Source organism: Corynebacterium sp. c7Ub_26 (assembly GCF_053760365.1).
The window spans coordinates 389,208-407,892 of sequence record NZ_JBSNBL010000002.1 but is presented as its reverse complement, the minus strand read 5'-3'; the positions used below and the strand labels follow the sequence as shown (position 1 = coordinate 407,892).

Sequence of the window (18,685 nt, the reverse complement as noted above, 5' to 3'; positions counted from 1 at the left end):
CAGAACGGACCAGGAGGGTAGCGGATGGCGTCGGCGAACCAGGGACAACGCTCGTCACGGGATGTGTCGAAACCAGGCCAGCAGCTCACCTTTGACTTTGGAAAAGACTTCGACCGTGACGTGGAGTTCTATCGCCGTGCCGACGATGCCCCCGTTTTCCTCAGCACCGCGGTGGACTCTTATTCGGACCGTGATGCCCCGATTCGACGCCGGCTCATGTTGGCCTGGTTGTGGCTCCGCCCTGATCCTGTTGGTGTAGTCCTGGGAACGGTTGCGTTCTTGATGGCCATGACCCCGTCCCTTCTGCCCCGCACATGGCTTTTCCAAGGCGTGGTCTGTGGGGTGTCGGCCGTGACGGCGTACGCGTTCGGCGTGATCATCCACTGGATATGGGACCTGTGGCTCGACGACCTCATCGCGCCCCGGGTGGAGGATTTGTCCTTGCGTCTGCCCCGATGGCGGTGGGGGTCGGACCGTCGGCTCGAAACCGCGATGCGTCGTCTAGAGGCCGAAGCACGAAAACCCACGTTCATGGGCGGATCGTTACGTTTCCGGTGGCGGTTTGCTCTTGACGCGGCGCTGTTTATCGCTGTCCCGATTGCGACGATCATCATGTCTCTGTTCGCGGTCCGGTGGCAGAACCAGATCGCCCGGACGATGGGGGCGGAAGCCTACACGCCAGCGAAGTTCTTGCTGGTCATCCCGGTCGGCCTGGGTCTCTGGGCTGCTGTCGTGGGGGTTGTCCGCCTGCTCATTAACCTCGTCGAGTGGTTGGCCGACCATGGCCCGCAGCGATGGGGCGATGCCACGAGAACCATCGCCGCGTGGCTCGTCGTTGTCGTCGTGTTGGTTTTTGTGGGCGACAAAATCGTGCCGGGAACGACGATGTCGGTGGCCGAACGGGTGTTTTCGGTACGGAATAACAAGATCCGTTCTGACCTGGTCCAGCCGACGGTCCCCGAGCGCTCGGGCAGCCAACAGTCTGAGGCGGCATGGGACGGGCTTGGTGCGTTTGGCACGCGGTTCACGGGTTTGGGTTTGCACAAGGATGAGCTGGAAGAACTCACTGGCCAGCCTGCGAAGGAGCCGATCCGTGTCTACGGCGGGCTGAAGAATGAGCCGGATGATCAAGCCCGCGCGAATCTCGTCGTCCGTGAGCTCGAGCGAACACACGCTGCCAACCGCGAAGTTCTTTTTGTTATCCCGACGACGGGGACCGGGTGGGTGAATCCGACTGCTGCTCAGGCCATCGAGTTGATGTTTAACGGAAATACCGCGATTGCGGCGGATCAGTATTCATTCCTCCCCAGTGGTTTGCAGTTCGTTGCGGACAGACAGCGAGTGAAAGAGGCCGGCAAGGTTTTAATTAACAGCGTGGTCGATTGGTGGAATACGTTGCCCAAAGATCATCGGCCACGCATCTATGTGTACGGCGAGTCCCTGGGTACATCGGCAGGTGAGGGCGCTTTTTCCGGCCTTCGAGACATCGTGAACTCGGTCAATGGCGTTCTGTGGGTGGGCCCGCAAAATAGTAATAATTTGTGGAGCCAATTTGTGGCCAGACGCGACCTCGGAACTCCGGAAATAGAGCCCACCTATTCCGATGGGTTGACCGTGCGCTTCGCCAATGGCCCGAAGAAGATTTGGTCGTGGGAAGAGTCGCACGAACAAGCGACTCGTGAAGATAGCCCGCTGTGGCCGGGTCCCCGCGTGCTGTATCTGCAGCACCCGTCGGATCCGGTGGTGTGGTGGTCCCCGAAGCTTCTCTTCCACCGGCCCGATTGGTTGAAAGAACCGCCTAAAGGAGATCGTTCGCCCGCGATGACGTGGGTGCCGATTCTCACGTTTTGGCAGGTCACGCTGGATCTCCCCGTCGCAGCGAATGTCCCCAACGGGCACGGCCACAACTATGGATACCAGCTCCTCGACGGGTTGGCCGCGGTTGCGGGGAACGGGAAATTCACCCAAGATGACATGCCGCGTCTGAAGAAGCAGTTAGCGACGGCGATGGACGGGCAAGGCCCTGAGAAGGAAGTCGGCGTCGACCAAAAGAAGATGAACGGCAACTAGCGAGGGCCTCCGCCGGCGGGAGGACCGTCGCCCCGGGGCCTCCACCCCTCCCACGAAGGCAGAGCCGAATCGCTACCCTGGGTGGCATGATTCTTATTAATGTGAGGTACCGCCCGAAGCCAGAATTCGTCGAATCATTCCGCGAGAAAATGGATGAATTCACCCAGGCATGCCGCCAGGAGCCCGGATGCCTGTTCTTCCAGTGGTACCGGAACACCGATGACCCCAACGAATACATCCTGATCGAGGCCTATGAGGATGCGGAAGCCGGCAAAGTCCATGCCGAGTCCGATCACTTTGCCAAGGGCATTGAGGAGATGAACAAAGTTCTGCAGTCCAGGCCGAAGATTATCAACACGACCATGGAAGATCGCTCCGGCTGGGACGATATGTCCGAGGTCACCATTGATGGTGATGAGTGATATTTTCACTCGACAGCACGTGTGACATTACAGGAGCGTAGGTAGCGCGTTATCCTCGTCCATATGACTGTGAGCACATTTGAACTATTTCGCATTGGTGTGGGGCCATCGAGTTCGCACACTGTGGGACCAATGCGTGCTGGGCTCGAATTTGCACGCAGCTTACGTGAGCGCTTAACCACGACATCGGCCGACGACATCCCGTCCACGGCCGATTCGGGTCTTGCCGACGACGAGTACGTCGAGCTGGTCGGTGGTGCTGTCACTCAAGATCCAGAGAGCATCACCGTTATTCTCTACGGCTCGCTCGCCGCGACGGGGGCTGGGCACGGAACCTTAGGCGCGTGCCTGTTGGGGCTCGACGGGGCAGATCCGGCAACCGTTGACCCTGACTTCATGGGGCCACGGTTGGAGGAGATTCGGCGCACACGGACAATCAATCTTGCGGGGGATGAATCCCTGCAGGTCCAGTGTGGTTTTGAAGATATCGTTCTTCGCCCGACGGTGGTGCGGACCATTCACACGAATGCGGTCACCTTTTCCGCCATCGTGCGTGGCCAGCGCTATAAACAAACGTTCTATTCTATTGGTGGGGGCTTTATCCGAACAAAGGAAGAAGTCCCTGATCAAGACGCCTTGACCGGCCCGTGGTTGTTCACCTCGAGCAAAGAGCTCGTGGCAAAAGCCGAGGAACTGGGAGGTTCCGTCGCGGAAGTTCAGCGCAAGTGTGAGCAGTCGCGCCGGAGCGATCCGCAGATCAACGCTGACCTCGACGCCATCGTGGAGGCAATGTCTGACTGCGCTAAACGCGGAGTTACCCAGGAGGGCATTCTGCCTGGTGGCTTGGGCGTGCGGCGTCGTGCTCGGAAGTGGTATAGCGATCTTATCGTCGACGATCCCCATCAGACGGCCGAGTTTTCCACCGATTGGGTGAACTTAGTTGCCCTCGCGGTGAACGAAGAAAACGCTTCTGGTGGCCGCGTTGTGACAGCGCCGACGAATGGGGCGGCGGGGATCATTCCGGCGGTCGGTTTTTATGCCCTCACCTTCACCCCGGCGGGTCGCAAGGATCCTCAGGACACTGCGCGTCGATTCCTTTTAGCTGCCGCAGCAGTGGGGTCCTTATATAAGGAGAGGGCTTCGATTTCCGGGGCCGAAGTGGGATGTCAGGGTGAAGTGGGCTCAGCAGCGTCGATGGCCGCCGCGGGGTTAGCCGAGGTTTTGGGCGGAACACCCGAGCAAGTGGAAAATGCCGCGGAAATCGCGATGGAGCATTCGTTAGGCCTCACGTGTGATCCGATTAGTGGGCTAGTCCAGGTCCCGTGCATTGAGCGGAACGCCATTTCTGCTGGTAAAGCCATTAACGCGGCCCGCATGTCCTTGCGTGGCGACGGTACTCACCGCGTGAGCCTGGATGAGGTCATCACCACAATGAAGGAAACCGGCGCGGACATGTCTGATCGCTATAAGGAGACCGCCGGCGGTGGCCTTGCTTTGCACGTCGCCGTCAATGTGCCTGAATGTTAGGTGTCACCTGCCGGTATGTACTATTCGAAATAGGGTATGTGATCAACCAGGAGAGGCCCCACGATGAGCGATTCGCCGCAGACCACGAATACACAGGATTCTGGATCAGAGGAATCTCGGCAGAAACCGAAGAAACTCGACAAGAAAGCCTATGAAAAAGAGCTGAAGCGTCTGCAAGCTGAACTCGTGGAAATGCAGCAGTGGGTGGTATCCACTGGCGCTCGCCTGGTCATCATCATGGAGGGCCGTGACGCCGCAGGTAAAGGCTCTGCCATCAAGCGGATCACCCAGTATCTCAACCCGAGGACGTGCCGCATCGAGGCCCTGCCGGCTCCCAACTCGCGTGAGCAGGGGCAGTGGTATTTCCAGCGCTACGTCGAAAAATTGCCGACGAAGGGCGAGATCGTCATCTTCGACCGCTCGTGGTACAACCGCGCTGGTGTGGAACGTGTAATGGGGTTTGCGACGTCGGAAGAGTACCGACGTTTCCTCCACCAGGCGCCGATTTTCGAGCGTCTCCTCGTCGAAGACGGGATCATGCTGCGTAAGTATTGGTTCTCGGTGTCCGACGAGGAACAGCTGCGTCGGTTCGAGTCGCGCCGGGATGACCCGCTGCGTCGGTGGAAACTATCGCCGATGGATATGCAGTCCATCACCCGGTGGGAGGACTATTCAAAGGCGAAGGACGAGATGTTCGTCCACACGGATATTCCCACCGCGCCGTGGTATACCGTCGAGAGCGAGGATAAAAAGCGGTCGCGTATCAACGTGATCAACCATCTCCTCTCCTCGATTCCGTATGAGCACATTGAACAGGACATTCCTGAAATGCCCGAGCATCCGGCGCGACGTGACTATGAGCGCCCGCCGCGCAGTGATTTCCGCTATGTGCCTGATGTGGCCTCGAACTTAGAGAAAGACAAGGTCAAGGCGAAAAAGAAGGCCAAGAAGAAGGGCAAGAAGAACAAAGATAAGAAGAAGTAATCACTGGTGGGAAGCCACCGCTCGGGGGGAGTGCGGTGCTCTCCATTCCGGGGGCATAAATGAGGGTAATTTCGCTCTTTTTTGGCGAAATCACTGTCATAAACGGGTGGGGAGTGGAAAACTGCGTTCATGGCAGACGCACAAAAAAGTGACCAGCAACATAGTAGTGACAATCAGCACACCGCAGCCAATGCAGGGGATACCGCGTCGGTGACGTCACCGACGGATGATGTTCACCTCTCTGTCCACGGTTCTGTGGGCCATATTGTTCTTGACCGGCCCAAGGCGCTGAACTCGCTGAACACCGACATGTGCGCGGCGATAGAAAATGCATTGACCGCGTGGTCAACTGATCCGGCGGTTGATGTTGTCGTTATTACATCGTCGACGCCGAAAGCGTACTGTGCCGGGGGTGACGTGAGGCGTGTCCGTGAACTTCAGCTCGAAGGCACGGAAGAGGGGCGCGCAGCCGCTGATGAGTTCTTCACGAACGAATATCGTATGAACGCTCTGCTGGCAGAGTTCCCGAAGCCCTTCGTGGCCGTGATGAACGGCATCGTCATGGGCGGTGGCCTGGGGATTTCCTTGCACGGTTCCCACCGGGTGATTACGGAACGCACGTGGGCCTCGATGCCAGAAATGGCTATTGGCTTTTCGACGGACGTGGGAGTGTCCTACGCCATGCAGCACCTTCGTCAGCCCTGTGGAGATCCCGACGGGACGACGTCGAACGGTTTAGCGCTGTTTATGGGTTTGACCGGCTACCGCTTTACGCAGGCCGACATGTTGTGGTCAGGGGTGGCCACGCACATTATTTCCTCGCACGAGGTGGAGAACGTTGTGGCTACGATTGATGAGCACGGACTCGATTCCGCATTAGACACGTACGCCCGCCCGGCAGCGGAGGCCGGTCCGTCGTATTTAGCTCGCCATATCGAGGAGATTAACGACATCTTCAGCGAGGGTGATTGGTTCGATATTGAGGCGAAACTCGACAAGGGTGGCTATGACAAGGAACTCATCGCTGTCATTGATAACCTACTGAGCTCTGCAAATCCATCATCGCTGGTGGCAACGACGTTATTATTCCGCGCGAATGAAAAAGCGGAAGATCTGCGCCAAGGCCTGAAGAATGAGTTTGAGGTAGGGAAAGTCCTGCGCTATCAGGAGAATTTTGCTGAGGGCGTGCGTGCGGTCCTGGTGGATAAAGACATGCGAGCGAGCTTTGACCCACATGTCACCGGTGAGGTGAATCCGGAGCCGTTTGAAGAAGCGTTAGCTGCCGCTCAATCCGAGTAACGCGGCCTGCGACGTCGCACGGGCAGCTGCTACGTAACACGGGCTGCTACGCACTGGCACTACACGGTGACTGAGTGTTTCTGGTGGTCTATCTGCAGGGATTGTGTGTGCTGCTGTAGCCGCGCCCACACAACGAATCCCCAGATGACGAAGCCGGCGTACACGATGTACAACACGGCGGAAGGGTAGTAGCCGGCTGCGAGAAGGAGCGGAATCCCGACGAGGTCGACGCCGATCCAAATGAGCCAGAATTCGGTCCACCCCTTCGCCATGCCGTAGGTGGCGAGCATCGAGCCGACGAAAATCCAGGCGTCAGACCACGGTCCCCACGATCCCAGGGCGCTGAAAATCCAGGCGCAGACAATAGTTCCGATGACCGCCACACCGGCCATGGTGAGGCGTTGACGTGCCGTTGCCCAGTGAGGCTCCACCGCTGCTTCGGTGGGTTCCGAGACGATTGATCGCGACGGGTCGGTGTCTTGGCATTCCCGGATTCCGCGCAGCCGGGCGGCTCGCCACTGATACCAGCCATAGGCACTGACAATGAGGAACATGACCTGGCGTCCAGCCTGGCCGTAGAGATCAAGATTCTGTGGGGTGTCAAACACCCCACCCAAGAACACGGTGAAAAGCAGAATATTGCCGACGATGCCCACCGGCCATGCCCACACCACGCGTTTCATGCCACCAATGGCGGACGCGAGACCAAAAAGATTGCCGACGATTTCCCTCCACAAGATCGGGTAGCCGGCGATGACGACTGTGGCGTTGAGAAGATGAGAAAAAGGATTCACGATGTTCTCCGTAGCAAGACGACGTGATCCTCAGAGGCATACAGAACTACATTCTCTTCCATCCGGACTATGACCGTCGGCTCCGGAATTACACCGGATCTGCTTGACCCCTCGTGTGCACGGATGTGCGCACGAGGGCGCTCGCGGGCTTGCCTCGTCCTCTCTATCAGAAGAGGTTTACCGCCGGTGGGGAATTTCACCCCGCCCTGAGAATGATCTCTATATTACTCACTCACACAAATAGCGCTGCCGCAACCCAATAACGGGAAGCAGCAGCGCCACGACATCACTCACCCGTCGGTGGGTGAGCCACTGTCGCTATATTACTCAGCAATCGTCGATCACTATGAGTCCATAGGCGCGTCGATGAAATGTTCACGGATCGTCGCGAAGGACTTATGCATTGCCGTCAAGAACTCCTCCTTGGTGATGCCCTGGTCAGCCAGAGACTTGCCGCGCCGCAAACCGAAGCTGGTGATGACGGCGTTCATCGCGGCGATGGAGAGCTCATAGAGTAAGCACACGTGTAACGAATGGGGAGAGATAGGCCTGCCACACCGGGCCGACTCTCGGTCGGCGATGGCGTCGTGCAAGGTCTCAATATTCGCTTTGAACTGGTCCGCGAACTCGGAATTGTCGGATCTCAGGAGATAGAGTCCGATGGCTTCCGGGTTCGTTGCCGCCCATCCTTTATCGAAGATCGTGCGAACAAGTTGTTCGGCCGCGTGCTCGAAGCACGAAATCGTGTCCCACTCCGCGGGTGCATCGCCGAAAATCGGCGCAAACGAATCAAGCAGCGTAGAGCACTGGTACTGCAGGGCTTCGTTGACTGAGGAGAAGTAGTTATGGAATGTCCGGACGGACACTCCGGCCTCCTCGGCAACGGCCGCTACGGTGAACCCGTCGATCCCACGATTCGTGATGACGGTGAGCGTAGCGTCGCCGATTGTCTGTCTTGTGGCCGCTTTCTTCGATTCACGAAGGCCAGTCATTAGTCAGCATCTACTTTCGTACTGCCTGCCGAGTGGCCCCCATCAGGGCGTTGATTGCGAGTTTCAGGGACGACTGGTTCAGACACGGTCGGATCGTCGGTGGCATCGTCGTCGGACGCGGCATGAGATCCGTTCTGCGAGCCATCCTGGGTCTCGTCGTCGGGAGTGATGTCTTTAATACCTTCACCTTCGACGTCGACCCGTGGCGTAATCTTGTCCATCCACTTGGGGAGCCACCAGGCTTTTTCGCCGAGGATGAACATCGTGGCTGGGATCAGTGTCATGCGTACCAGGAAGGCGTCGATAAACACTGCGACGGCCAACGCGAAGCCCATTGTCTTAATGACCTGCATATCCTGCAGCATGAAGGCTGCGAACACGGAGATCATGATCAAGGCAGCAGCGGTAACGACGCGGGCACCGTGTTTGAACCCGTTCGCGGTCGCATTGCCGGCTGTCTTTCCGTGATGCCATCCCTCGCGCATACGGGATACCAAGAACACTTCGTAGTCCATGGCCAGGCCGAAGACGATACCAATCAGGATGATCGGCAGGAACGAAATGATGGGTTGCGGGTCGGAAATGATGCCCAACCAACCCTCTTGGAAGAACCCGACGGTCAAACCGAAGGTAGCGCAGACTGTTAGACCGAAGCCGAGAGCCGCGATGAGCGGGACCGGGATTGAACGGAAGACCAGCATCAGGATGAAGAACGCCAGGACGAGGACGATAGCGATGTAGGGGACCAGCACATTGTTCAGACGATCGGAGATGTCCGTTTCAATGGCTGTGACACCTGTGACGCCATAGTGTGCGCCGGTCTCTTCAGAGTATGCATCCTCCTTATCACGAACTGCCTGCATGGTGTCCTTCGTCTTGTCATCCACCGTGCCTGTCGTGGGGACAATCAACACCTGTGCAGTGTCACCGGAGTCATTAACCTGGCTGAGCATGGCGTTCTCAACACCGTCAATAGTGTTGAACTCCTGAACAGCCTTGGCAAATGCCGGTTGGCGTTGGTCCTCTGGCACGTCCTTGGCGTCGATGACGGCAACGAGAGGTGCGTTACGGCCGGGGCCGAAAGCGTCGTCAACCATCTCATAGGCCTGCCGGGGAGATTCGCTCGGGTCAGAGGTAGCGTCCGTCGGCAAAGCGAGATTCATACGGGCCATAGGAAGTGCAACCAACACTAGCGCGATGACTCCGACACCCAAAAAGGCCCACGGCTGCTTACGAATGATGCGAACCCAGCGCAGACCCATGGTTGGCTTTTCACGTTCCGGATCAGGTGCCTCGATAAAGGGCACATTGCCCTTGAAGAACGTCTTGCCGAAGAGACCTAAGACAGCGGGAAGCAAAGTCAAGGCAACGAGGACAGCGATGGCAACCGTTGCGGCAGCGGTCAGCGCCATCGTCGTTAAGAATGGAATCCTCACGACGGATAGTGCGCACAGAGCCACAATGACGGTGAGACCAGCGAAAACCACTGACGAACCGGCGGTCCCCACAGCGCGTCCAGCGGCATGAACCCGGTTCGAGGTCGAGTTCGATAGCTCGTTCTTGTACCGCGACGTAATGAAGAGCGCGTAGTCAATACCCACCGCGAGACCGAGCATCGAAGCCAAGATCGGGGTAGAGTCATTCACGCTATCGACCAGACCGGTCAGCGCCATCACGCCCAAGTTACCGATGAGGACACCGACCAAGGCTGTGATAATCGGCATACCAGCCGCAATCAGGCTACCGAAGGTAATGATCAGGACGACAAGGGCGACGGCGATACCGATGAGTTCTGAGGTGGCAGAATTCGGTTCTTCCATCGTGAAGGCCTGGCCTTCATACTGGATGTCGAGATTAGACGACCGTGAATCGTCGACAATGTTTTCGAACTTGTCGATATCCGACGAAGGGATATCGGACACGGTATCGGCATCAAAGGTGATGTCCACGGTGCCGGTTTTCTGATCGCTCGAGAGCGGTGAGACCGACTGAACATTCTTGGCAATCTGCTCTTCCGGCAACTGTTGTTGCTGGCCGACGGCCGTAATCTTCTGGGTGATGCCAGCAGCAGCGGTAGCAGGATCCACCATCGAATCGGTGTCTTTGAGGATGCCTGCGTCTTTGAGCTTGGTCAGAGTGGCATTGACCGCTTGCTGCTCGTCGGGATCAGTGAGCTTCTTTCCATTTTCAGCCTGGAAGACAAGTGTGCCGGTGGGGGGGGTGGTTTGGTCTTCCGAACCAGGGAAACGCTCCTTCATGGTGTTTTGAGCTTTTTCGCTCTCAATACCAGGGATCGAGAAGGTGGAGCTTGTTGTGGTTGACAAAGCAGCTGAAGCCGCGCCCATCCCGATGAGGATGAGCAGCCAGACGGCAATAAACCGCCATTTGTGCTTGTAGGCAGCAGTGCCTACACGGTAAAGGAACCGCGCCATAGGTAGCCAGCCTTTCTTAGAGGGGTAGGTGTCTCCTAAGGGGGCGCTACGCGAACCTCATTCTCGACGCGTAGGAGGAAGACGTTGCCACAGTAGAAAAACTTGCATGCTGTGTGCAACTTTTTCAGGACGTCGATATGAAATTGTTACTTTACGGATGCGTAGATAACGGTGAGCCGTCGGAAAATGGGCGATGGACCGGAAAACGGGCCGCGGGCCGGAACTCGGGCCAATGTGGTTAGGTGGAACCCATGAACGTACATGACGTCCAGATTGCGGCAGTAAACAAGGGTCTCTACCCGGAGACGACCCCATTTAATGAAGGGACCATCGAACGACCGGTTGACCCTCAGTCCCCAGCTAGCACCCAACACATCGCCTATGTCGAATATGGAAATCCGGAGGGAGTTCCTGCCGTCTTTATTCACGGTGGCCCAGGCGGTGGAACCACAGCCAGGGATGCTCGTTTCTTTAATCCCGAGAAGTACCGAATTATCCTCATTGACCAGCGCGGATGTGGGAAATCAACTCCGCACCTGGCAGATCCTGATACCAATATCGACGCAGAACTCTCGGTGAACACCACATCTGAATTGATCGGTGATATCGAAGCGATCCGAGAATACTTAGGCATCGAGAAGTGGGTCGTCTTCGGCGGATCATGGGGCTCCACATTGTCACTCGCCTACACCCAGAGCCATCCAGAGCGCACCCTGGCTATCATCCTTCGAGGCATTTTTATGCTGCGACGTACCGAGCTCGATTGGTACTACAACGGCGGCGCAGCTTACATGTTCCCCGACAAGTGGGAACGCTTCGTCTCTGTCATTCCCGATGAGAAAAAACCTGATCCGCTCAACCCGGCTGGATTGACACACCTACCCGATGTCAACCTCATCGACGTCTACCATGAACTGCTGCGGTCGGACGACCATGACACAGCTGTCGCTGCCGCCCGGGCGTGGAGCGTGTGGGAAGGATCGACGTCCTACCTGCACGAACAGCCCACCGACACCCATGAAGATGAGCGGTTCGCCCTCGCCTTCGCACGCATCGAGAACCACTATTTCGTCAATCATGGGTTCCTTGAGGAAGGGCAGCTTTTGCGTGACGTCGATAAGATCCGCGATATCCCAGCCGTTATTGCCCAAGGACGTTACGATGTTGTGTGCCCGCCCATCACAGCGTGGCAGCTGCATCAAGCTTGGCCTGAAGCCACATTCGTGTGGTCACCGACGTCCGGACATGCGTCGTATGAAGAAGAAACAACGTCGACATTAGTGTCGGCGACAGACAGGTTTGCTGAAACGTTCGCGTCGTAAAGACGGCGTCGTAGACGAGGCAGCCAGGATCAGTACGGCCCCGACTAGTCAGCAATCATCGGCTCGAGTGTGAACTCCGGATGCTCACGCTCAATGAACTGCAGTTTCCACTTGTCGCCGAATAGGGCAATGAGCTCGCCATCATCACGGGTGAACACCTCCACACCGCGCTGGCGGTTGAGTTCCGGGGCGGATTCGTGGTCGGTACGCCGAGCCACCGAATACGGTACAGGGCTCGTTTCCGTTTCGACGTTGTATTCGTTGGCCATTCGGGCCTGCATCACCTCAAACTGCATAGGCCCAACCGCAGCCATCACCGGCGCAGCGTCGCCACGGGCGTCGTTGCGGAGAATCTGCACTACGCCCTCGGACGATAACTGCTCCAACGCTTTGCGGAACTGCTTATACTTTCCCAGCGAGCGAGCACGCAACGTACGGAAATTCTCCGGCGCGAACTGGGGCATGGGGGCAAATTGCACCTTCGTGCCCTCATAAATCGTGTCGCCAGGAGCTAATGATCCCGCGTTAACGAGCCCCACAATGTCGCCGGGATACGCCGTTTCGACCGTCGACCTCGTTCGCCCAAACACGGTGAGCGCATACTTCGTCGAAAATGAGCGGCCAGATTGCGCATGAGTAACCTGCATCCCGCGATCGAACTCGCCCGACACCACCCGCATAAAGGCCAGCTTGTCTCGGTGATGAGTATCCATGCCAGCCTGGACCTTGAAAATTACGCCGGAAAACGGATCTTCTGGTGAACGCTCCGTATCGATTGCCCCTGTCGCCTTGCCTGCTGATTCGAGAACCTTGGGATCTGTTTTGCGTGGCCCCGGCTCAGGGGCAAGCTGGCAGAGCAAGTCCAAAATTTGGTGAACACCAAAGTTCAACATTGCCGACGCGAACACCACAGGAGATGTTGTGCAGTCCAGGAAAAGCTCCTGGTCGTGGACCGCGCCGTCCATCGTGAGAAGCTCGCACTCCTCGACCGCCGTATCCCACACATCGCCTTCTTTCGACGATGCCTCGGTGGGAGAGTAATGCTCCTCCGGAGCGATTGTTGACCCACCCGCGGTGCGCAAGAAGTGGATATATTCCGTGACATTACCCTCGGCGTCGCGCCGGGCGAGGCCGTGGAAGTCACCGGCCATTCCGACGGGCCAGAAGAGTGGGGTTGGTTGGAGGCCGATTTCGTCGACAATCTCGTCCATTAACTCGAGGGGAGCGCGGCCGGGGCGGTCCCACTTGTTAATCACCGTAATGATGGGAAGCCCACGCGCTTTACACACGCGGAACAGCTTGAGCGTCTGGGGCTCCAGGCCCTTCGCACCGTCGATGAGCATGACCGCAGCATCCACCGCTGTGAGGACACGGTAGGTATCCTCCGAAAAATCCGCGTGACCAGGGGTGTCAACGAGATTAATGACATAGGGCTCGGTGCCCTTCGGCGCATTTTCGGGAAGATACTCGAACTGGAGAGCCGACGATGCGATGGAAATACCACGATCTTTTTCCATCTCCATCCAGTCCGACACGGTGGACTTACGGCCGGCCTTGCCATGAACAGCCCCCGCTTCGGCGATCACATGGGCGTGAAGCGCTAAAGCCTCGGTGAGAGTGGATTTACCAGCGTCGGGGTGTGCAATCACTGCGAATGTGCGGCGTCGTGCGCTTTCCTCCGCGACTGTACTCATCTGAGCGTTCCTTTTCCTCTCGCTGGTCTCTGGGCTGTCTTATTTCGCCTTTATTTCGCCGGGTCGTCTCGCCGGTTATGTTCGGCTGCCACGATGCCGTTAGTGTAGGCCGTCGTTAACCTAACCGCTCTATGATAGCCGCACCTCTGTGGGGCAGTGCTTTTAGTGATTTACCCTTCTGCGTGGTTATGACCCTGTACTCTCAGTGCCATGAATAAGATACAGAACACACAATCGACAGAAGACACTTCCTTGACAGTGAGATCGAGAGCCTACCGGACCGTTATAGCCGCCCCCATGGCGGGAGGCCCCTCCTCGCCGGCGCTGGTTGACGCAGTCGCTGCCCACGGAGGGCTCGGTTTCTTAGCAGCAGGATATAAAACTCCAGAAGCAGTAGACAAAGAACTTGACGACGTCGCCCGCCGGGCACGACAATGCGGTGCGGAACCCTTCTATGGCCTCAACCTCTTTGTGCCTCAACCCAGCCCTTCCGGAGTGGACCGCGATCGCGCTGCGGCATATCGCGATGAGCTGGCGAAGGATTATGAACGGGTTGGTGTGGCCGAACCGGAGTTGAACTGGACCACTGACGACCACTGGGAGGGGAAGCTCGCGGTGTCTCGGACGGCGAGAGCAGCAAGGAGGCGGACACGCTGACGGTGATAATCACGCTAAGGGTGCCTCGGTTCCCAATGTCCTGAGTTTTACTTTTGGTCTCCCGCCCGAGGACCTGGTCAACGAATTCCAATCGTGCGGAATTGAAGTGTGGGCAACTGTCGCCACCACTCACGCGGCGCAGGTCGCGGACGAGCGAGGTGTGGACGCGGTCGTAGTCCAGGGGCCGGAAGCCGGTGGGCATCGCGCGACAGCGACACCCGATGAAGGGCCCAGCTCCGAACCATTGATGTCCCTTGTGCAGGCAGTATCCGATCTATTCGCGAAAATAGACTCTTCGACACGCCCAGCCATCATCGCAGCAGGGGGAATCGCTACTCCGGATCACGTAGGGGAAGTTTTACGACATGGTGCTGACGCTGTCGCAGCCGGAACCATATTTGCCGCGACCGACGAAGCGGGAACGAATGACCCCTACAAACAGGCGCTCATTTCAGCGACGGCCGATGACACCGTAATTACTCGCGCGTATTCCGGGCGACCAGCACGCGGGCGTCGCAACGCCTTTATTGATGCGCACCCCGACGCACCATCGGTCTATCCCGCGGTCAATGGGCTCACCTCACCGATTCGGAAGGCAGCAACTGAGCAAGGAGAGACGGATTACATGTCACTGTGGTCTGGGCAGAGCGTTGCACAAGTCCATGGGGGAACTGCTGGTAGCGTGGTTGATTTGTTAATGCGCGGTCGATAATAAGCCAGGTAAGAGGCAATCCTTCTTATGTCGAAGGTCTTCGATGAAGGTAGAATTTGTTGTTTTTCTGTACTGGCATGGGAGTGTGATGAGTCTTTTTACTCCAGTTTCTTACTCTAGTTTCGAGAATGTGAGGGACGGTTAGTAGACGGTGTTTTATTTTACACCTGTATAATAAATGGTAACATGAGCGCATGCCTTTAACATCAGGTTCCGATCCAGCCACCCCGCCATTCACCCAAAGTCAACTACGTATGGAACCGGACGCTCGGGCAAACCAAATTCTTGACGTTGCGGCAGCACACTTTGTTCGTCATGGTGTGGCGTCAGCATCGGTTAGTGCGATTGCGCGTGATGCTGGTGTGACGCGATCTTTGATATATCACTATTTCCCCAGTAAAAACGCCCTTTTGGAGGGATTGTGGCGTCGCGAAGCACGTAGCTTGTTAGAGGCCACACGCCCAGATCCAGCCCTTAGCCGTCGTGACAATCTGCGGAAAGCGCTCAGCAGTTATCTAGGCCATATTTCTGCAGCGGGTGAGGACGTGCGTCAGCTGTATAACCCAGAGGGAATAGCCTTACCAGCATCGGAACTGGTGGAAAACAATCACCGCCAACAAGAGACGTGGATTATTCAGATGCTTGGTATGGATGATTCAACTCACAATCGCCTGGTGATAGGGGGTTGGCTGGTTTTTGTCCAACATATTGTCCGCGGAACCGTCGCAATGAACGATGGTCAGAAACTTGCGGACATCGAAGATCTGTGCATACGAGCTTTGGAGGGTGCACTTAATCGCAAGCTTTAACTGCCACAACGGAATCAAGGATCGCTGAGACATAAATAGTGGCATGGTCTCTCATAGTCGAGAAAGGTGTTGGTGCATAATGAGAATGCTAATTGTTGGGGCAACAGGAAACGTAGGCTCACGGGTTGCTCGCCAGGCAGCACAGGCCGGGCATGATGTCGTAGCTTTTGTCCGCCGTCCCGAAGCTGTGGCTACTGACTCACATATCACGGTGGTGAAAGGCGCAGTTGAAGATACAGCTAGTCTCACCGAGGCTGCTCGTCACGTTGACGTAGTGTTCGTAGCCATAACAGGGAAGATGAGTGATTCGTCGTTCATGAAGAAACGTATGCCAGGGGTTATAACGGCGTTGACGAACGCTGGCGGACCCCGGATTGTCGTGACCTCCGTCTTTGGTGCGGGCGACACATTTGATAAAGCATCGTGGTTTGCTCGCGTGATCTATCGAACTGTTCTACGTGGGTTCCTTGCAGATAAGGCGGAAGCTGACCAGCTAGTTCGAGAATCTGGATTACCCTACTCGTTGATCTACCCTGTCAATCTCAAAGTTACTGATAAGAGTAAAGGTTCGGTCGACGTTGTATCGAAAGGTAGCGTCACAAAAGTACCAGGTTTACCCACTCTTTCTATGGATGAGGCAGCTCGTGGAATACTCGCCGTGATCACTGAGAAAACTGAGGATGGGGGAGAATATGTGCTGACGCCTCCTCGAGGCTGGCGAGCGTAGTGATCCTTCCACGATGGCGACGCTGGTAATTAAGGGGGCCAAAAAATTGCCCCTTTTCTTACGAAGGCTCGCTATGTGGTGTTATGGTGATCATCGAGAGTGCACGGAAGCTTCACTAGAGACGGAGTTGCTAGCCTACCTCAGGTTTCATCCGGCCGTCATAGTGAGGTCAAGGGCGAGTCATAAGGGGTGATCACTGTGGGTAAGCAAAAGAGGACCTCGCTAACTCAGCGCGTGGTGACCGCTTACTCACATTCCACGTCGGATTTAACTTTCTCGCGTAGCTGTGATTCGGGACCGGAATGCGAGGGCTTAAAAAAACCGTGTCCTTTTCGTGATGCCGAGGCGGCATATGAAGCGCAATATTATGCCCGGCTAAAAGCCCGGAAAAACGGCGTACTTTTTAATGACACACCGTCTATGATGGGCTCCACCGCGCTGCACGAGGAAGTTGCGAAGTGCCTAAAAAAGGGTCCTAAAAAGAAGTGTTGTCACTCATCCCCGCGGTGTATGCGATGCCCCTATGTTTTCGCGCAATTGCGCAAAGCCGACGTCGCACGGCTGGATGACGAGAATCTTAAGCGAACACTTAAGAAGTTAAGAAACCGCGCGTAAAGCCAGAAATAGTTGCCTTCCGAATTATGCAATAGCCGCCCCATGAGGCGATTATCGATCCGACGATAGACCGGCCCTAATCAGCGTCCATGAATCGTATTTTGGGCATAAGCAAGCCCCTGAGTTGCAAGCAGCTCTACAGCGTCGGCAGCAGCAGAACACATAAGAGCCACATCGGTGGATTCGCGCGTCGAAAACTTTTTTAGAACAAAGTCTGCGGGAGACATACTCCCTGGTGGGCGGCCGATCCCTAACCGCACTCGGAGATAATCCTTCGTTCCCAAGGCTTTTGTGATGTCCCGCAGCCCGTTATGACCACCTTCGCCACCTCCCCGCTTGAGGCGAACTGCCCCAAAACCGAGGTCGAGGTCGTCATGGAGAACAATGATGTTCCGGGGAGGAATATGGAAGAAACGAGCCAAAGCAAAGGTCGGTCCACCCGAAAGATTCATGTATGACCGAGGACGGCCAAGAATGATGGAGACGGGCGAATCAGTCGGACTAGACAGTGACATCTGCGCCGAATCCGTGTTCGTTTTCTTGTGTCGAGATAAGGTCACGGGGACGGGAAGTGCCCGGGACGCCAACTCGTCGAGAGCCATCTGGCCAATGTTGTGGCGGGTGCCTACATACTGTGGGCCAGGATTCCCCAAACCGATAACTAGAAATGACTCTGAGTCGGTGCTCCGAGGAATGCGTCGCGGCGCACCTTTGCCACGTGGTTGAGACGGTGAAAACATACCCACGGAAAACGGCCTTAATAAGGATGGTGTCAGCTCCCAAAAAACTCCTAAGGAGCTGTCTAGGAGCTATCAAGATTGATACGACAACAGGTTAGAAACCCAGATCAAAGCCTAGGTCAAGGTTTTGGATTACTCTTCGGGTTCGCCGGCTTCGGACTAGCCCTCAGTATCAGTGGACTCGCCCTCGGTCTCTTCACCCTCGGTGTCTTCCTCGTTGTCCGAATCGGTGTCGGCAACCTCAGGAATGACGACGTTAACGATCAAGGTCTCCGGATCAGAGATCAACGTGGTGTTGGCCGGCATCTGAACGTCGCCAGCGGTGATCTGGGTACCAACTTCCAGACCCTCAACATCAATGGTGATTTCTTCCGGAATGGACAGAACGTCGGCCTCAACGTCGATGACGTCGACATCCTGCATGAGCATGGCGCCCGGAGCGACGTCGCCCTCGGTGACAACCGGAACCTCAACCTCAACCTTCTCACCGCGGCGAATAGCCAAGAGGTCAGCGTGGTCGGCATCCAGGGTCAAGACGTTCTGGTCGACGGCCTTAACCATGGTCAGGTGCTTTTCGCCATCAACATTCAGGTCGACGATGGCGTTGGCGCCGTGGTTACGCAGGACTGCGTGGAACTCGATGGAGTCAACCGAAATGTGGATCGGTTCGTCGAGCTCTTTGCCGTAAATCACGGCAGGGATGCGGCCTTCGCGGCGCAGACGACGGGAAGCACCTTTGCCGAATTCGTGACGGGGCAAAGCTTCAAGGTCAGTAATGTTAGTTGCCACAATAATCTCCAATCATCAGCGATGAACGCGCAGATAGAAAGGACATAAAGGATATCTGCGCGCCTGTCGCCCCGGAGAGAGGATCACGCAGAAAAAGCGG

At 56.5% G+C, this 18,685-nt stretch carries 16 protein-coding genes and 1 riboswitch; of the genes, 10 read left to right on the top strand and 6 right to left on the bottom strand.

Going from position 1 to position 18,685, the window contains the following annotated elements; translation table 11 throughout:
* Positions 1–24: 24 nt before the first annotated feature.
* The 5 genes from ACWORE_RS05250 to ACWORE_RS05230 all read left to right on the top strand — a co-directional run bounded on the left by ACWORE_RS05250 (position 25) and on the right by ACWORE_RS05230 (position 6,302).
* Positions 25–2,070: an alpha/beta hydrolase gene (locus ACWORE_RS05250; RefSeq protein WP_455303040.1), complete on the top strand. Its 2,046-nt coding sequence runs from the start codon at positions 25–27 to the stop codon at positions 2,068–2,070.
* Between the two features lie 86 nt (positions 2,071–2,156).
* Positions 2,157–2,492 carry a putative quinol monooxygenase gene (locus tag ACWORE_RS05245; RefSeq protein WP_406605682.1) on the top strand — a complete coding sequence of 112 codons (336 nt, stop codon included), beginning with the start codon at positions 2,157–2,159 and terminating at the stop codon, positions 2,490–2,492.
* Between the two features lie 63 nt (positions 2,493–2,555).
* Positions 2,556–4,019, top strand: a complete 1,464-nt coding sequence (locus tag ACWORE_RS05240) for an L-serine ammonia-lyase (protein WP_455303038.1) — start codon at positions 2,556–2,558, stop codon at positions 4,017–4,019.
* 63 nt (positions 4,020–4,082) lie between these two features.
* A complete protein-coding gene (gene ppk2 / locus ACWORE_RS05235) occupies positions 4,083–5,003 on the top strand; it encodes a polyphosphate kinase 2 (protein ID WP_455303036.1) in 921 nt (306 codons plus the stop codon).
* Between the two features lie 129 nt (positions 5,004–5,132).
* Positions 5,133–6,302 (top strand): enoyl-CoA hydratase/isomerase family protein, encoded by a 1,170-nt coding sequence (locus tag ACWORE_RS05230; RefSeq protein WP_455303035.1) that lies wholly within the window; start codon positions 5,133–5,135, stop codon positions 6,300–6,302.
* 59 nt (positions 6,303–6,361) lie between these two features.
* Here ACWORE_RS05230 and ACWORE_RS05225 read toward each other — a convergent pair whose 3' ends face one another.
* From ACWORE_RS05225 to ACWORE_RS05215, 3 genes are all read right to left on the bottom strand, one after another.
* Positions 6,362–7,096: a nicotinamide mononucleotide transporter family protein gene (locus tag ACWORE_RS05225; RefSeq protein ID WP_455303034.1), complete on the bottom strand. Its 735-nt coding sequence runs from the start codon at positions 7,094–7,096 to the stop codon at positions 6,362–6,364.
* 46 nt (positions 7,097–7,142) lie between these two features.
* Positions 7,143–7,314, bottom strand: a riboswitch (FMN riboswitch).
* Between the two features lie 126 nt (positions 7,315–7,440).
* Complete coding sequence (locus tag ACWORE_RS05220; RefSeq protein WP_406605687.1) at positions 7,441–8,088, bottom strand: TetR/AcrR family transcriptional regulator; 648 nt, start codon at positions 8,086–8,088, stop codon at positions 7,441–7,443.
* Positions 8,088–10,520, bottom strand: coding sequence for an MMPL family transporter (locus ACWORE_RS05215; RefSeq protein ID WP_455303033.1), 2,433 nt, complete (start codon positions 10,518–10,520; stop codon positions 8,088–8,090). The genes ACWORE_RS05220 and ACWORE_RS05215 overlap by 1 nt, the downstream gene beginning before the upstream one ends.
* 251 nt (positions 10,521–10,771) lie before the next feature.
* Here ACWORE_RS05215 and pip point away from each other — a divergent pair, with 251 nt between their 5' ends.
* Complete coding sequence (gene pip / locus ACWORE_RS05210) at positions 10,772–11,842, top strand: prolyl aminopeptidase (protein WP_406605689.1); 1,071 nt, start codon at positions 10,772–10,774, stop codon at positions 11,840–11,842.
* Between the two features lie 44 nt (positions 11,843–11,886).
* Here the strand turns inward: pip and ACWORE_RS05205 are convergent, their stop codons facing one another.
* Positions 11,887–13,536 (bottom strand): peptide chain release factor 3, encoded by a 1,650-nt coding sequence (locus ACWORE_RS05205; protein ID WP_455303032.1) that lies wholly within the window; start codon positions 13,534–13,536, stop codon positions 11,887–11,889.
* A 210-nt stretch (positions 13,537–13,746) separates the two neighbouring features.
* On the opposite strand from ACWORE_RS05205, the gene ACWORE_RS05200 reads away from it, so the two are divergent.
* From ACWORE_RS05200 to ACWORE_RS05185, 4 genes are all read left to right on the top strand, one after another.
* Entirely contained in the window at positions 13,747–14,193 is a 447-nt protein-coding gene (locus ACWORE_RS05200; RefSeq protein ID WP_455303030.1) for a nitronate monooxygenase, read from the top strand.
* Entirely contained in the window at positions 14,123–14,905 is a 783-nt protein-coding gene (locus ACWORE_RS05195; RefSeq protein ID WP_455303124.1) for an NAD(P)H-dependent flavin oxidoreductase, read from the top strand. The genes ACWORE_RS05200 and ACWORE_RS05195 overlap by 71 nt, the downstream gene beginning before the upstream one ends.
* Positions 14,906–15,099: 194 nt before the next feature.
* On the top strand, positions 15,100–15,714 hold the full coding sequence (locus ACWORE_RS05190) for a TetR/AcrR family transcriptional regulator (RefSeq protein WP_455303029.1): 615 nt from the start codon (positions 15,100–15,102) through the stop codon (positions 15,712–15,714).
* A gap of 79 nt (positions 15,715–15,793) precedes the next feature.
* Positions 15,794–16,441 carry an NAD(P)-binding oxidoreductase gene (locus ACWORE_RS05185; protein ID WP_455303028.1) on the top strand — a complete coding sequence of 216 codons (648 nt, stop codon included), beginning with the start codon at positions 15,794–15,796 and terminating at the stop codon, positions 16,439–16,441.
* A 695-nt stretch (positions 16,442–17,136) separates the two neighbouring features.
* Here ACWORE_RS05185 and pth read toward each other — a convergent pair.
* Together pth and ACWORE_RS05175 are read right to left on the bottom strand one after the other, a co-directional pair.
* Positions 17,137–17,796, bottom strand: a complete 660-nt coding sequence (pth, locus tag ACWORE_RS05180) for an aminoacyl-tRNA hydrolase (RefSeq protein WP_455303026.1) — start codon at positions 17,794–17,796, stop codon at positions 17,137–17,139.
* 159 nt (positions 17,797–17,955) lie between these two features.
* Entirely contained in the window at positions 17,956–18,585 is a 630-nt protein-coding gene (locus ACWORE_RS05175; protein WP_455303025.1) for a 50S ribosomal protein L25/general stress protein Ctc, read from the bottom strand.
* Positions 18,586–18,685 lie beyond the last annotated feature (100 nt).

Coding starts and splice junctions, on each gene's coding strand:
- ACWORE_RS05190 (WP_455303029.1), top strand. CDS start 15,100: ATGCCTTTAACATCAGGTTCCGATCCAGCCACCCCGCCATTCACCCAA.
- ppk2 (WP_455303036.1), top strand. CDS start 4,083: ATGAGCGATTCGCCGCAGACCACGAATACACAGGATTCTGGATCAGAG.
- ACWORE_RS05250 (WP_455303040.1), top strand. CDS start 25: ATGGCGTCGGCGAACCAGGGACAACGCTCGTCACGGGATGTGTCGAAA.
- ACWORE_RS05220 (WP_406605687.1), bottom strand. CDS start 8,088: ATGACTGGCCTTCGTGAATCGAAGAAAGCGGCCACAAGACAGACAATC.
- ACWORE_RS05215 (WP_455303033.1), bottom strand. CDS start 10,520: ATGGCGCGGTTCCTTTACCGTGTAGGCACTGCTGCCTACAAGCACAAA.
- ACWORE_RS05240 (WP_455303038.1), top strand. CDS start 2,556: ATGACTGTGAGCACATTTGAACTATTTCGCATTGGTGTGGGGCCATCG.
- ACWORE_RS05230 (WP_455303035.1), top strand. CDS start 5,133: ATGGCAGACGCACAAAAAAGTGACCAGCAACATAGTAGTGACAATCAG.
- ACWORE_RS05205 (WP_455303032.1), bottom strand. CDS start 13,536: ATGAGTACAGTCGCGGAGGAAAGCGCACGACGCCGCACATTCGCAGTG.
- pip (WP_406605689.1), top strand. CDS start 10,772: ATGAACGTACATGACGTCCAGATTGCGGCAGTAAACAAGGGTCTCTAC.
- ACWORE_RS05200 (WP_455303030.1), top strand. CDS start 13,747: ATGAATAAGATACAGAACACACAATCGACAGAAGACACTTCCTTGACA.
- ACWORE_RS05185 (WP_455303028.1), top strand. CDS start 15,794: ATGAGAATGCTAATTGTTGGGGCAACAGGAAACGTAGGCTCACGGGTT.
- ACWORE_RS05245 (WP_406605682.1), top strand. CDS start 2,157: ATGATTCTTATTAATGTGAGGTACCGCCCGAAGCCAGAATTCGTCGAA.
- pth (WP_455303026.1), bottom strand. CDS start 17,796: ATGTTTTCACCGTCTCAACCACGTGGCAAAGGTGCGCCGCGACGCATT.